Origin of the sequence: Nostoc sp. 'Peltigera membranacea cyanobiont' 232, from assembly GCF_002245985.1 — a bacterium.
Lineage (GTDB): Bacteria > Cyanobacteriota > Cyanobacteriia > Cyanobacteriales > Nostocaceae > Nostoc.
Genome location: NZ_NOLK01000026.1, coordinates 1 through 13,906, shown reverse-complemented (window position 1 = coordinate 13,906; position 13,906 = coordinate 1). Strand labels below are relative to the sequence as shown.

Sequence of the window (13,906 nt, the reverse complement as noted above, 5' to 3'; positions counted from 1 at the left end):
AGCAATGACTCAAAAGTGGCGGAATCTAGTATCATCCAAACTAACCAAAATCGCTTTCTCCTCGATCTCTCAGCACAAAGCGTAAAGATGTGTATATTATTCGTTATTTGGGAATAATAGCTCAGGAAATAACGATAATATTGTCTGCGTTGCTCAGTAACTAGAGATAAAAAGGGTTTATCAAAATGGATTCTTTCGGTATTTACACCCTTGCTAATGATGTGGTGTTTGACCAATTAGTAGCTTTACTAAACAGCATTGAGGTGAATATTAGCGCAGATATCCCTATTTGTATTATTCCATACAATGAACAACTAGACCTAGTTAGGCAAGAAGTTAATGCTCGAAAGAATGTAATCCTGTTTGATAATTGGGACGTAATTCAACGCTGGGAAGAATTTGCTCATCAGGTCTGGGCTGCTCAGTCTAGTAAAAAAGAGACAAAGTTATCACGTTCTAGTTGGTACAAAAGTCATTTACAAAGAAAGTTTGTTGGCTTTGAGGGGATTTTTGATAAATTCGTATTTTATGATAGTGATAGTTTGGCAATGAAGCCACTCAATAATGTAATTGACAAGCTAGAAACATCCGATTTTATTTTTGATGATTGGGAACATGTTAAGGATGAAGCTGTTGCAGCGTTAAATATTCCACTTATAGAACAAACTGGACTATATACAGAAGCAGATATCCGTTCTAAGCTACATTGCTCTAGCTTTTTTGGCTCTAAACGAGGGCTATTTACTGTTAAAGAAATTCAAATAATGAAAGAGCGATTAATTACCCATAGGGAAGTTGAATGGATCAATGGATGGTGGGATGATGCTTTTTTGTTTAACTATATGACTTTGCGCTGCGATCGCCCACTTTTTAACTTTACACTTAGTCCCAATGGTGAAGATAGAACAGGTAACTGTGCCAATGCAGATCCTTTCGTCAATATTAATAATGTTCTTTACAATCAAGATGGCTTAAAACCCATTCATCGTATCCATTATATGAGCTATTCCTCTCATGATTTTGCTCAGTTATGTCAAGGACAAGATGTTAATATCTGTTATGCAAATGAGTTTTTACATTATCGTTTTCTCAAACAGCCAGAACAAAGACCAAAAAAGTTAAAACCACCTAGTATAATTGCAAAGACTAATAAACTTTTCAACAAAACAATCAATAAAATTCAAAGAGCTATCCGCTAAATATAGCTTGATTGACGATGCCTTAAATTAGCAACTGATATAAGCTGTCTATTTTTTATATTTAGTATAGAATCTTATGCCTAAAATTACTGTTTGCGTTCCTACTTTTAATCGTGTTCATCTTCTTCCTTACGCCATTGACAGTGTACTAAATCAGTCTGAGCAAGACTTTGAGCTAATTGTTTGTGATGATGGTTCTAGCGATCGCACACCTGAGTTGATGTCACAGTACACAGACGAACGGATTAAATATATCCGTCATCTGCAAAATATTGGTAAAAGTAATAATATGCGCTCTGGTTTTGATGCTGCCAGTGGTGAATATTTTATTAAATTTGATGACGACGATCGGCTAACACCCGATTTTCTTGCAAGTACGGCAGCTATTCTTGCTCAAGACTCTAGCATTGATTTTGTTGGTACAGACCATTGGATAATTGATATTAACAATGTCCGGGATGAGGAAAAAACTCAAGAAAATTCTCATCGCTGGGGTAGGAAGAATTTACCAGCAGGTATTGTAGATAATTTGTTGGAAGTTGTATTTATTCAACAAAGCTTTCAAGTTGGGGCGACATTATTTCGCTGTAAAACATTGCAAGAATTAGGATATATGCAGCCAAATATGCAAAATTGTGAGGACAATGATTTATTTGTACGTCTAGCCTTGGCTGGAAAAAAGGGTTATTATTTACCAAAATTATTGATGGAATATCGCACTCATGCAGAGCAGCAAGGTATCAATCGAGCTATTCCTTATTTATTTGATAAAATCCAGTATTTAGAAAATTATAAGTTTGAGTCTGAAAAATTAGAGAAAGTCAGGAAAAATCGTCTAACTGAAACGCAGTTATTATTAGGTTTGCGTTTAATTGAAAAGGGTGAAACGCAAAAAGGCAGGGAGCTAGTTTTGGCAGGAAAGTCTTTTTCAACTCCTAAAGCTTGGACTGGTTTAGGATTATCGTTGTTACCAGTTGGGTTGCGAGGTAAGGCGTTTGATGCACTGCGACAGGCGCGGGGTTAGGCTATATAAACGCTTTGGCACAGCCTACCGCAAGGCATCGCTTGTATCAAGTACTTGGTCGCTCATGCAGAAACGTAGAGAAAGTATGCAGAGTTTTTGGGTGCATCCCAGTTTTTATTTTCCCATGAAAGAATAACTGTCATTGCGAACGCAAGTGCGTCTCGTAGAGAGGAGGAACGACGTTCGCAAGAGCGTGTCGCAGACAAGCAATCGCATGGAGTCGCACTTAGTTGGAGATTTTGCGATTGCTTCGTAACGCTTCGCAATGACATGCAAAAAAGTGGGATGCTCCCGAGTTTTTACACCGCAAAAAATTTATTTTAATAACTACTAACTTCTTGACCACTCATCAATAATAGTCAAAATTGTTTTATCACCCAAGTTTTTAACAGACTTTACTACATCTCGGTAATCTTCAAACTTCTGCTTCGGTTTCTTACATCGAGCATCAAATATGCCTTTTGCAAGTTTTTCCGCACCAGAAATTCTAGAGCGTTGTAACTTTATAGATAACTCGTCTTTATCCAAAGAGTTCAACAAACTAAGTGGATTACTCTGTTCACCCTTTTGGGGAATAAGGTTTTCAAGTTGCTTGAACTGATTTTCTATTCTCTGTCTTTCTTGTATAAATTCTGACTTAAATTCATTTAATTGTTTCTCAAGACGTAATTCTAAATTTGCTAAACGTGGTTCTAATTTTGTTGTTTCAGGTTGTGGTCTTACTTGTTCAGCAGAAAAATCAATTCCTTTGAGAGATACAACTTGCTTTAGTACTAAATCCTCTAATTTTGGAGCGATAACAAAGGCATTAACCATTTCAGCTTGCCGAGGATTTTTTTCTCGCGCCCTGACAGCAGCATAATATTCAAAATGTCCATCAACTACCGTATAACTCTCTACTCCTGTCATTTTTACAACTAATGGTCTGATAATTCCTCCAGTTTCTATAATTATGTCTGCGAGGTTTTCCAAATCAGCCTCTGAAAAATTTGAACGAGGTTCATTAGAAATAATACTTTTTACATCTACTAAAGAGAAATTCATCATTTATTTAAACCTATTCCTATCAACACTTCATCTGCTAAAATTTCAAACTCCATAGCAGATTTTTGAGCATCTGATTTTACTTCTTCTGCATATTTAACAACAGATTTGGGATCAGGATATTCTAAATCTCCAACTGTTATAGTCTGATTCATACATTCTGATAGCACGGTTCTATCATAAATTACTGCTTCCATCAAAGGTAGATTGTAACGTTCTGAAATCACGCTCCTTTGTTTAGGAAAAGTATATTGTAAAAATTTAGAATTAGTAGAAATTTTTGAAGCCAGGATACCCATTAATATAATGTGTGGTTTTCCTATCATTTCTCTAAATTCATTAACTTCTATAATAAAGTTTTTGACACTTAACAATCCTTGATTTGCAAATGGCTTTAAATCTGAAGGAATTATTAGGTAATCAGCAGCAACAAGTGCTACTTTAGCATATAAATCTCTGGATGGAGGTGTATCAATAATAACAACATCATATTCTGGCTCTACTTTTTTTAATTTTGTAACTAACCTAGTCTTACTAGCATCAATTTGATTAAGTTTATACTGTCCTTCTATTAAATTAATATGTGCAGGAATAACATCTAATTCAGGATTATTAAAGTAATGTGATTTTCGAATAACATCGGGTATTAAGTAAAAATCACCTGATTCTAACAAATGATAGATATTAGAATCCCGTAAATCGTCATCTTCATCAAATTGAAATTTAATTAATCCTGTAGCAAAAGTAGTATTAGCCTGGGAATCTATATCAATTAAAAGTACCCTTTTACCTTTTTTACGTAATGCTGCTGCAAGGTTGACTGCAACGGTAGTTTTACCAACGCCGCCTTTATTGTGGTAAATTGCAATTGTTTTCATTGAATGTTGCCTCTTTGTTTCAAAATTGGAATTATTTTCTATTTGAAGTTCTGATTTATCTACTAACTTTTCTTCTTTTAAACTCTCTCTACCAATTAAACCTTTAATATTCTCTAATTTTGTCTCAACGTCCTTCCCAGAACATTGAAATATTAATTGAATATCAGTCTGCAATTTTTGATAAATTCTAATCTCTTTGCCGTTAGTCAGCAATCCATACCTGACATTCAAGCTGGTTAAATAATGCCTGAGTCTGGGGACATGATGATTTAAGTTTTGTTTGGGATGCTTTGCCTCCATGACGACACTCAAAGGTGAGTTGGCATCTAAGACAAAGGGAATCACCTGTGCGGCAAATGCTAAGAAATCTAAGCGGATGCTACCAACGGCAACCTCTTGATGCCAGGTGTCAGGAGTATAACCTAGCTGCGGTAGCAAATATTGCACTATGAGTTTGCTTTCAACTTCGCTTTCATTGCGGCATAGCTCAGGATTAAAAGGCAATATTTTTCTACCTCTAAATAATTATTGGACTTGGGACAAAACCTCATATTTGCTAGATTATGCCATAGCCTTAATCATTTTGAGTGATAGAAATCACTTAACAATCTAAATTATCGACAAAAACTTAGTACTTTTACTGCTTAAATAAACAATTTTGAGAGATAGCTATACTCAAAATTAACAAGATACGTATGTATTTCCCCATTATCCTTGTAAATGGCTAGAATCAAGGTGTTTACCTATTTGCACTAAAGGTTTTGGCTACTGTATCTTGTCCCCACTGCCATCAACTCGTTGATAGTCAAGCTATTAATTGTCCTTATTGCCGGACAACACTCAAAGCTTATGGTCATCCCGGTATTCCATTGCACCGCGCCACTGGGGACGGGTATCTGTGCGATACTTGCACCTATCACGCTGATGATACTTGCAATTTTCCTCAGCGTCCTTACGCCAAAGACTGTACCCTCTACCAAAATATTGAAGAGACAAAGTTAGATTTGCAACAGCAGCATTACACTAACAGTTTTGCTGTAACTGTGAAAAGTTGGGTAAAACGCAATCAGGCTTTGCTGTTGCTATTAGGTTTATTATTAGTCTGTTTTTTGTTCGTGATATTAAGACCTTGATTTGTTTTTTGTAGGAGTGGGGAGATGGGGGAGAAAGAATAACTAATGCCCCATACCGTATCCGCTCAATAAATCGGGGCGGACTACCATATTGGGAACGATTTTACGCCATTTGAGGCTTGTCACTGAGGGATTTACCCCGGATTATTGAGCGGTTACGCCATACCCCATTCTTCAACCTGTGGTGATTTTGGATGCTTCTGCAATAGCTTCAACTTGTATCGGTGGGGCTTTTTCTTCAAAGGCGGTTAAATCAAACCAAAAAGTTGTCCCAATACCGACTTCACTCACGAGATGGACTTTACTACGATGTCTGTCGATGATATTTCTGACAATCGATAATCCTAAACCCGTGCCTTCTAGGGTGTGGACTCGGTTTTCTACGCGAAAGAAGCGTTCAAAAATTGAGTGCTGATCTTCTGTGGCGATGCCAATTCCAGTATCGGAAATTTCAATCCGCACTGGAGAAGATTGGGTGTGATTGGGCTTAAAATCTAGTTGGTAGGCGCGGATTGCCACTTTACCACCGGCTTTGGTGAACTTGAGAGCATTACCAATTAGGTTGCCAAACACTTGTACTAACAGATCGTAATTACCCATTACTAGCGGCAAATTAGGAGCAAGTTCTTGAACAAGTTCAACACCTTTATCTTTAGCATTGAGTTGGTAAGTACGCAATGTTTGCTCGATCGCTTGGGCTAAATCTACGCCATCAAAATTATACTGGCGACCAGATTCAAGTTTTGACAAATCTAAAACATCGTTAACTAAGCGGGTTAAACGATCGGTTTCATGATTGACTGTTTGCAGAAACTCTTGCCGTTCTTGTAAAGCTAAGTCTTCGCCGTAGTCATGCAGGGTTTCAATATAGGTTTTGATGTTAAACAATGGCGTTCTCAGTTCGTGAGAAACATTACTGATAAATTGGCTTTTTGCATCGTTTAATTCCACCTCACGGGTTATATCTTGGACAGTAATCGCAATGCCTTTGATGCTTTCCCTTTGCACATTCAGTACTGTAGTTAAGAGAATACGGATCGTCCGTGGGGTGGGTTGGTTAATAAAAATTCGGAATTCGGCACTTTCGCATTCCCCTGCTGCCATTTCGTACAAAGGGCCAGAGATTTCCATTTGTACATCTGTCGGTAAGTGATGCAACACATTGCAGCCTACCACATCAGTAGTTTCCCAGCCAAAAATTCGCCGCGCTGTGGGGTTGACTAATATCACCTGCATGTTGTTGTCAATTAAGACAGCACCATCTGCGATCGTGGAAACTAGGGTTTCTAGCTTGGCTTTTTCTGCGGTCAGTTCCTCAATATTCTGTTCTTCATAGCGCTCTAATCGCTCTGCCATCTCATTAAAGCTTAAAATTAACTCCCCCAGTTCGCCCCCTAAAGGTAAATCAATGCGCTGCTTGAAATTCCCGGTAGCAATTTCCTTCACCCCCACTAGCAGTTCTTTTATTGGCTTAGTAATGGTCAAGGCGTTAATCACTCCTGCCAAAATTACCATTACCCAAATGGTGATAAAAACGGCAATGGTGACATCGCGGGTAAAATTGGTGGAAATGATCGCAGTCTGATTGGGGTTAATGCCGATCGCTAATACACCTAAGTATTTTTTGTTCACGATCAGGGGAATAAACACATCGGTAACAACGCCGTCTGGGGTCATGTGTTGCCGCACCATCGGCTTTTCCCCATCTCCTGGGTAATCTTCTGGCAGTTGGATTCGCCGTTTAATGGTGAGGGAGTTTTCTACCTCGGCATCCCAAAAAGGTATGCCAAAAAAGATTTCCCCATTTTCATCAGCGTAGAGCATATAACGCACGCTAGAGGTGCTGCTGTAGAAGCGTTGAGAAAATTGGGCAACCTCACTGAGATTATTGTCAGCAACTAGGGGAGCAACGTTGGCAGCAAGTAGCAGCCCCAAGTCACGCCCGAAGCGGGTGTCATTCATCCGCGCATCCTGCTGAATTGTATTCACAGCCCAGAAGGTCAGACCACTCATTACCAATGAAACCACCAATGTGGCTACAGCCAGCAGTTTGGTCTGGAGTGTGAATTCAGACCACCAACTTGCGATCGCATCTCGAATTGTTTTTAACAGACTTAGCATCTTAAATAAAGTTGTTAGTAGTCTTTGTTATAAAGCCCAACAACTTAAAAATTAACAGTTAATTCGACAAATATGTTAGAGGGGAGAGAGAGATGGAAAAGTGCAGGAGCAACAACCGCTATGATGCTACTGCAAAATCTGTGTACTGCCGCATCTTAGGTTCATGGAATGCCAACACTATATCTTCCTTGGCAACACCTGCACGAACTAGGTCAGTTGCGATCCCATCTTCAGTCCAATCTTCTTCGATCCAGAATTTGCGATCGCGAATCCGCACGTAAACAGTCATACCAGTAATGCGTTCGCCATTTTGCCAACCAAGGTTCATCCAAATATAGTGACCCTTTGGCTCATCCATAATCAAAAATGTTTCCATGTCTTGGTTAGGATGACGGTTACATAGTTCTATATACTCCGTCAAGATCCGCTTAATTATCTGGGGATACTCAATTAATTTATCCATTGTGCGATCTCCTCTGTCTCTGTATCGACGACAATGAGTGGAAGTTGATGTTTGTGAAGGATGAGTTGAATTACATCCTGTTTAAAAAAGCAATTATCAAGCGATCGCACCAACAGCAAGGTAAAGTTTACGCTCTGGCGCTATTTCCTCTAAAAGATAACGGTAGATGTCATACTGACCAAGAGCCTCTTTCAAATCTTGTATCTTTGATGCGCCAACAAAGCTTTTCACTTCAATAACAAGTTTTTGCCCCGCACAACTTCTTGAATAAGCAAGGTCAGGCGATCGCTTATGAGGTTTGCTCCCCCTGCTTCCCACTGACCACTCTATGACCGATATCTCTCCGGTAATATATTCCCTCAAACTGAATATATTTGATTGCAGCGTAGGCTTGGGCGATCGCTTGCTCAAAATTTTCTCCGATTCCAGTTACATTTAATACTCGACCCCCGTCTGTGACTATTTCTTGTTGGTGGTTCAATTTCGTACCTGCATGAAATACAGTTGCTCCTGTTGCCTCTGCCTTGTCAATGCCAGTAATTACCTGGCCTTTCTCATAAACTCCTGGATAACCACCTGAAGCTGCAACGACAGAGGCAGATGCTCCACCTTTCCAAGCAATGGGCGGCAATTCACTTAATCGTTGCTGCACACAGGCTAGAATCAATTCTTCTAAGGGTGTTTCTAACAGTGGCAAAATCACCTGGGTTTCTGGATCGCCAAAGCGACAGTTAAATTCCAAAACCTTTAAGTCGCCATTGGGTGCAATCATTAACCCAGCATACAGTACACCTCGGTAGTCAATGCCTTTTGCTCGTAAGGTGGCGATCGCTCTTTCTAAGACTTCTGTTTGAATGCGTGCCATCAATTCTGGCGTAGCGATGGGTGCTGGACTGTATGCTCCCATCCCACCAGTATTTTCGCCCGTATCGCCATCACCAATCCGCTTATGGTCTTGAGCGGGCAGCAAGGGTCGAATTGTTAAGCCATCAGTTAACGCTAAAACTGATACCTCTTGCCCAATTAAACATTCTTCAATAACAACAAATTCACCAGCACTGCCAAATTGCCCCTGAAAAATTGCATCCACGGCACTTTCTGCCTGTGCAACTGTTTCGGCCACTGTTACACCCTTACCAGCCGCCAAGCCATCAGCTTTAATGACAATTGGCGCTCCCTTAGCTCTTACATAAGATTTTGCTGCTGCTGCCTCCGTAAATACCGCAGCCTGCGCCGTCGGAATTCCTGCTTCTTGCATCAGGGCTTTTGCCCAAGCTTTACTCGCTTCAATTTGCGCTCCGGCTCTGACTGGCCCAAATACCATCAATCCTTTATCTTGGAGGTAATCTGTGATTCCCTTTGCCAAAGGTACTTCTGGACCAACTATTACTAGACTGATACCATTTTCCAGAGCATATCGGCTTATGCCCTCAAAATCATCTACTGCTAGGGGCAAGTTCTGGCAACGTTCCATACTTGCTGTCCCTCCATTCCCTGGTACACAGACAACTTGCTCGATTTGCTTAGATTGCAACAGTTTCCATGCCAGAGCGTGTTCGCGCCCTCCATTACCTACGACTAAAACTTTCACTGATTTCCTCGTGCGTCCCTTGCGAAACGAGAATTCCCTATTCGGCTCTCGCGGATCAATTTTTTCACCAATTATCACACTTGTGCAAGCCCCCTTATGACTAAAAGAGGCAGGATGGGGGGAGAAAGAATTATCTATATCGGTTTTAAGTCGATTCTGTTGTTGGAATTTCAACTGCGGCTATTCTTAAGATTCAATTTTGTCAATTAGTATATTTATTACTCTTTTTAACAGCAATACCTCAATAAATATACTAGCATGAAATGAATTGTTAGGTATATTTATTTAAGTAATGTTTGTGTTTAAAACAGTACAATAATTGATTAAAAAATCAAGCTTAAGTAATGACGATCGTTGATTACAAGTACTAACCTGTGAATATAGAAATTTATGAAAATATCAAAAAATAGGTAACATGGCTAAAATTATCGTTACTGGAGCTGCCGGCTTTGTTGGTTCTCAACTCGTAGAGATATTGCTACAACAAGGGGAAGAAGTGATCGGGATTGATGAATTCAATGATTACTACGATCCGATGTTAAAGCGTAAGAATGTTGCACATTTACATTCATCACCTGGCTTTACATTAATCGAAGCAGATATTCAGTTTTTAGATTGGCAGGAACTCTTAAAAGATGTTGATGTAGTTTACCATCAAGCAGCACAAGCAGGTGTCAGAGCGAGTTGGGGTAAAGCTTTTCGGGGTTACACAGAAAGAAATATTAACGCTACACAAGTCTTGCTAGAAGCAGCTAAAGATGCTAAACACCTGAAAAGATTAGTATTTGCTTCTTCGTCAAGCGTATATGGTGATGCAGAAACATTACCCACTCATGAGGGAATTTGCCCTCAACCTGTTTCTCCTTACGGTATTACTAAGCTAGCGGCTGAAACTTTGTGCAGACTATATCATAAAAACTTTGGTGTGCCATCTGTATCATTGCGATATTTCACAGTTTATGGCCCTAAACAGCGCCCAGATATGGCATTCCATAAATTCTTTAAATCGATTTTGCAGGATGAGGCGATTCCTATTTACGGCGATGGACAGCAAACGCGGGAGTTTACGTTTGTTGGTGATGTCATCGCTGCCAATTTAGCCGCCGCCACCGCACCCGAAGCAGTGGGAGAAATCTTGAATATCGGTGGTGGTAGCAGGGTGGTTTTAGCAGAAGTCTTAGATACGATTGAAGAAATCGTTGGGAAACCAATCAAAAGAAACCACATAGAAAAAGCGATGGGAGATGCCCGTCACACTGCTGCTGATGTGTCTAAAGCGCAAAAGATTCTCGGATATCAGCCAAAAGTTTCTCTAAGAGAAGGTTTGACACAAGAATGGCAGTGGATTAAGTCGTTGTATTAAAGGGCATTGCTTATTTTCTTTTGGGACTTACAGCAGTTTTCCCTTGCATGAAGTCAGAAGCTACAGGTTTTGAGGCAGGAGGTGGGAGGTAGAAACTCTTTATAGATGCATGAGTCCTGCATTTTGTAACTTACTTGCAATCTGCTGTATACAGAAGAGATCCGCCAACTTCCGTTTTAATCATCATCACCCCTCCCTATCTCCACCCTAGTAAGAGTTGTTCGAGGGTGGCGACTTTTGCGATCTGTTAAAAAACTAGGAGAGTTAGCAACTAGTTGAAATCTTGTTAACCTTTATGCTTAAAATTGCACAAGAGGTTTGTTTAGCATCTACTGACAGCTAAAGTTAACCCTTTGCAGGACTCTCATAAGCCATGCTGACTGAAATTTTACCTTTCCGCTTTGAGTTAAACACGATCGCGATCGCCGGAGCGAGTTTGTGGTCATTGGCGCTATATCTAGGTTTTTCCTCAGTTAATGAATGGGTAATCGAACAACTCAACCGTTGGTTTAACTTTGCCGAGCGATCGCTTTACACCAGCCAGACAGAGTTTGAAAAGACTCGTAAAACCAGAGAATCCCAAAACGCTTTCTATGCATCATTATTTAGCATCACGCCTTTTTTGGTAGTTGGCGCTTTATGTAACTGGGGTCTGGAAATTAGTTTAGGTGAAAGTTGGGGAATTAGTACAGGAATATTAGCTTGTATGGGCGCTGGCATTTATGAACTTGGGCGCAGGGATGGAGAATCTTCAGATTAAGTAGAAAGGCGAAGACGAAAGACCTACTGCTCTCCCATCTCTCGCTATTTCTCAACTTCTTCGCTAACAATCTCTGCTATCTTCTGGGCTGCGCCGCTTTCGCCACGAATATTACGGAGTTTAGTGCGGATATCATCCAATTTTTCTGGATGGGCTAATAAGTCTAAAACCATTTCCCCAACTTCTGGTGGTTGGAGTTTACCCATAAGTTCTGGCACTATCTCTTCTTGTGCCCAGATGTTTGGCCATGCTAATAAACCTTTGCGTCTCAATAATCTCAGGAATAACCAATTAATCACCTTAGCAAAAGGCGTACCTATTCCTGGCAGATTTGCCAACAACCCAGGTAAACCATCCCAAGAACGCATAGCATCAAGTTGCTGCGTTGGTAGTAAAACAATCATTGGCACTCCTAAAGCACCGAGTTCGGCTGTGTTTGCCCCCACTGTAGTCAAGCAGATGCAGCACTGGGATAATAATTGATATGCAGGGTTTTCTTGCCACAGTTCCACAATTAAGCCCGTTGCTGTTTTGAGCAATGGTTTGCCTCTAGCGTCCTCCGGGGCAATTAAGGAAGCACCACCAAAGCCAAAAATTTTAGCAATAGAGTTCCTTTGAGGATCGGCAAAACTAGCTAAAGTTTGCAAATCCAAAGTTGGGGCTACAGGAATCACAAATTTAGTTTGCGGTCTTTTTGCGCGAATATATTCGGCAATGCTTAAAGTTAATGGTACTCCTTGGGCTAATTTTGCCGCTTTTGATCCAGGAAGTAGACCAATAAATTCAGTTTTGAGTGATGGAGTGATAGCTGAAGGGGAATTTGAATCTAGGCTTTCCCCTGCTTCTAGCATCAAATCACCCACAACGGTAAATTTGTGAGCATATTTCTGGGGGACAACAGCAGCAACTTTGGGTTTCATCACGCCAAAGCGATCGATCCACTTATGCCACCGCGCTTCCCATTCGGCGTAAACTACTGTCCGATATCCGAGCTTTTTGCCTATGACTACGGGGAAAATTTGATCGCCACCGAGGAAAACTACTACACCGCTACTTCTCCAATCCCAATTATCAAAAGTTTTACCCCAAAGCAAAAATTGCCAAAAATACTCTGCTCCTTGTACTCTATCTACTTCTGGGTAGGAAAGTGCGATCGCAGCTTCTTTACCACTAGCATTTGAGCAAGGCGATAAGACTACACTGATCCTAACTTGATTTCGGTCATCGCCGAATTTTTGTCGCAACGCCCTTACTACTGGGCGTACCCAGGTTGTAACCTCACCTGGGCCATTTGATAAAATGAGAATATCTACTTGAGTCATTAGTTAATGGTCAAGAGTTAGGGATCATTAGTCAAGAGACAAATACAGCGCTTCCGGCTATTATGCAATACAGTTTTCCTCTTACCCCTCTCCTATCATAGCTTTCAGCTTTGAGGATGTACCTCATAGCCGCCGGAAGTGCTGTATTGCTTAATTCGTTCCAAGGATATGCCTCAGAAAGAGTACTTGTATCCTATGCTTTGATGGAACTATTTAGAGGAATATCCAGAATTATTGGAAAAAGTTGAAGTCATCTGGGTTAACTCAGCCTATAACAGCTATCGGTTTGCCCTAACTATCTGGCTCATGATTCAAGCTTATGTTGAAGTAATACGCCGTACAGAAAAAGAATTTGAGGTTTTACCAAGCCTCGGGTAGTAGAAAGAACTTTTGGTTGGTTTAATCAGTAGCGTCGTCTCAGTAAAGATTACGAACGTCTTCCAGAAATGAGTGAAGCTACAATAGCTGTTATGACTCGTATCATGCTGCGCCGTCTGTGGTCTAAAGATTTACTCTATAAATGGTCTCTTAATTCACACCCAGGCAAGTTTTAGCCACTTCGCTTTTACCTCACCCCTCCTCACTCCTGTTGCTTAACCCATTCAGTTGAAAGTAATACCAGTCAAGCGATTTGCCCTTTTAGAAAAAATATAAATTTCCCCCTTGACAAACTAGGGATGACTAGTTACTCTAGTTAAGTGGGCAAGCGAGAGACGCTAACCACGACTGAACCTGAAAAACATAATACTTTGAAAGCTTAAAGAAAAAACCAATCCTCGTCAACAAGATTTTACTTTTGGGGTTTCCCGAAAAGATAATCAAAATTTAGTAACTAGGATTCCGGGAAATATTTTTTTCGGAGCCACAAACTCGAAACACAACAAAACGGAGAGTTTGATCCTGGCTCAGGATGAACGCTGGCGGTATGCTTAACACATGCAAGTCGAACGGTGCTTTCGGGCACAGTGGCGGACGGGTGAGTAACGCGTGAGAATCTGGCTTCAGGTC

The 13,906-nt window shown here is 40.4% G+C and carries 12 protein-coding genes, 1 rRNA gene and 1 pseudogene; 7 read left to right on the top strand and 7 right to left on the bottom strand.

What is annotated here, in order from left to right:
- Nucleotides 1-185 precede the first annotated feature (185 nt).
- Both CDG79_RS11405 and CDG79_RS11400 read left to right on the top strand, forming a co-directional pair.
- Nucleotides 186-1,199, top strand: a complete 1,014-nt coding sequence (locus CDG79_RS11405) for an Npun_R2821/Npun_R2822 family protein (protein ID WP_094342239.1) — start codon at nucleotides 186-188, stop codon at nucleotides 1,197-1,199.
- 76 nt (nucleotides 1,200-1,275) lie between these two features.
- Nucleotides 1,276-2,223 (top strand): glycosyltransferase family 2 protein, encoded by a 948-nt coding sequence (locus CDG79_RS11400; protein WP_094342238.1) that lies wholly within the window; start codon nucleotides 1,276-1,278, stop codon nucleotides 2,221-2,223.
- Between the two features lie 330 nt (nucleotides 2,224-2,553).
- Here the strand turns inward: CDG79_RS11400 and CDG79_RS11395 are convergent, their stop codons facing one another.
- Both CDG79_RS11395 and CDG79_RS11390 read right to left on the bottom strand, forming a co-directional pair.
- Nucleotides 2,554-3,270 carry a ParB N-terminal domain-containing protein gene (locus tag CDG79_RS11395; protein ID WP_094342237.1) on the bottom strand — a complete coding sequence of 239 codons (717 nt, stop codon included), beginning with the start codon at nucleotides 3,268-3,270 and terminating at the stop codon, nucleotides 2,554-2,556.
- A complete protein-coding gene (locus CDG79_RS11390; RefSeq protein ID WP_094342236.1) occupies nucleotides 3,267-4,649 on the bottom strand; it encodes an AAA family ATPase in 1,383 nt (460 codons plus the stop codon). Before CDG79_RS11390 ends, CDG79_RS11395 begins: the two co-directional genes overlap by 4 nt.
- A 257-nt stretch (nucleotides 4,650-4,906) precedes the next feature.
- Between CDG79_RS11390 and CDG79_RS11385 the strand changes: the two genes are divergently transcribed.
- Nucleotides 4,907-5,278: a zinc ribbon domain-containing protein gene (locus tag CDG79_RS11385; protein ID WP_094342235.1), complete on the top strand. Its 372-nt coding sequence runs from the start codon at nucleotides 4,907-4,909 to the stop codon at nucleotides 5,276-5,278.
- Nucleotides 5,279-5,452: 174 nt separating this feature from the next.
- On the opposite strand, the gene nblS is transcribed toward CDG79_RS11385, so the two are convergent.
- From nblS to purD, 4 genes are all read right to left on the bottom strand, one after another.
- Nucleotides 5,453-7,399 (bottom strand): two-component system sensor histidine kinase NblS, encoded by a 1,947-nt coding sequence (gene nblS / locus CDG79_RS11380; protein WP_094342234.1) that lies wholly within the window; start codon nucleotides 7,397-7,399, stop codon nucleotides 5,453-5,455.
- A gap of 118 nt (nucleotides 7,400-7,517) precedes the next feature.
- Nucleotides 7,518-7,862: a XisI protein gene (locus tag CDG79_RS11375; protein ID WP_094342233.1), complete on the bottom strand. Its 345-nt coding sequence runs from the start codon at nucleotides 7,860-7,862 to the stop codon at nucleotides 7,518-7,520.
- A 96-nt stretch (nucleotides 7,863-7,958) separates the two neighbouring features.
- Entirely contained in the window at nucleotides 7,959-8,180 is a 222-nt protein-coding gene (locus tag CDG79_RS43605) for a XisH family protein (protein ID WP_223278100.1), read from the bottom strand.
- The gene (gene purD, locus CDG79_RS11365; protein ID WP_094342232.1) at nucleotides 8,152-9,453 is read right to left on the bottom strand and encodes a phosphoribosylamine--glycine ligase; all 1,302 of its coding nucleotides are present in this window, start codon (nucleotides 9,451-9,453) and stop codon (nucleotides 8,152-8,154) included. Before purD ends, CDG79_RS43605 begins: the two co-directional genes overlap by 29 nt.
- 415 nt (nucleotides 9,454-9,868) lie before the next feature.
- Between purD and CDG79_RS11360 the strand changes: the two genes are divergently transcribed.
- Together CDG79_RS11360 and CDG79_RS11355 are read left to right on the top strand one after the other, a co-directional pair.
- Nucleotides 9,869-10,816, top strand: a complete 948-nt coding sequence (locus tag CDG79_RS11360) for an NAD-dependent epimerase/dehydratase family protein (protein ID WP_094342231.1) — start codon at nucleotides 9,869-9,871, stop codon at nucleotides 10,814-10,816.
- A 373-nt stretch (nucleotides 10,817-11,189) separates the two neighbouring features.
- On the top strand, nucleotides 11,190-11,576 hold the full coding sequence (locus CDG79_RS11355; RefSeq protein ID WP_094342230.1) for a hypothetical protein: 387 nt from the start codon (nucleotides 11,190-11,192) through the stop codon (nucleotides 11,574-11,576).
- A 44-nt stretch (nucleotides 11,577-11,620) separates the two neighbouring features.
- Here the strand turns inward: CDG79_RS11355 and CDG79_RS11350 are convergent, their stop codons facing one another.
- Nucleotides 11,621-12,898, bottom strand: coding sequence for a lipid-A-disaccharide synthase (locus tag CDG79_RS11350; RefSeq protein ID WP_094342229.1), 1,278 nt, complete (start codon nucleotides 12,896-12,898; stop codon nucleotides 11,621-11,623).
- 170 nt (nucleotides 12,899-13,068) lie between these two features.
- On the opposite strand from CDG79_RS11350, the pseudogene CDG79_RS11345 reads away from it, so the two are divergent.
- Nucleotides 13,069-13,452 (top strand): annotated as a pseudogene (locus CDG79_RS11345) (transposase); the annotation flags it as partial.
- 328 nt (nucleotides 13,453-13,780) lie between these two features.
- A 16S ribosomal RNA gene (locus CDG79_RS11340) occupies nucleotides 13,781-13,906 on the top strand; the annotation flags it as partial.

Bases quoted from the DNA above. Each gene is read 5' to 3' on its own strand.
- CDG79_RS11405 (WP_094342239.1), top strand. From the start codon at position 186: ATGGATTCTTTCGGTATTTACACCCTTGCTAATGATGTGGTGTTTGAC.
- CDG79_RS11400 (WP_094342238.1), top strand. From the start codon at position 1,276: ATGCCTAAAATTACTGTTTGCGTTCCTACTTTTAATCGTGTTCATCTT.
- CDG79_RS11395 (WP_094342237.1), bottom strand. From the start codon at position 3,270: ATGATGAATTTCTCTTTAGTAGATGTAAAAAGTATTATTTCTAATGAA.
- nblS (WP_094342234.1), bottom strand. From the start codon at position 7,399: ATGCTAAGTCTGTTAAAAACAATTCGAGATGCGATCGCAAGTTGGTGG.
- CDG79_RS11375 (WP_094342233.1), bottom strand. From the start codon at position 7,862: ATGGATAAATTAATTGAGTATCCCCAGATAATTAAGCGGATCTTGACG.
- CDG79_RS11360 (WP_094342231.1), top strand. From the start codon at position 9,869: ATGGCTAAAATTATCGTTACTGGAGCTGCCGGCTTTGTTGGTTCTCAA.
- CDG79_RS11355 (WP_094342230.1), top strand. From the start codon at position 11,190: ATGCTGACTGAAATTTTACCTTTCCGCTTTGAGTTAAACACGATCGCG.
- CDG79_RS11350 (WP_094342229.1), bottom strand. From the start codon at position 12,898: ATGACTCAAGTAGATATTCTCATTTTATCAAATGGCCCAGGTGAGGTT.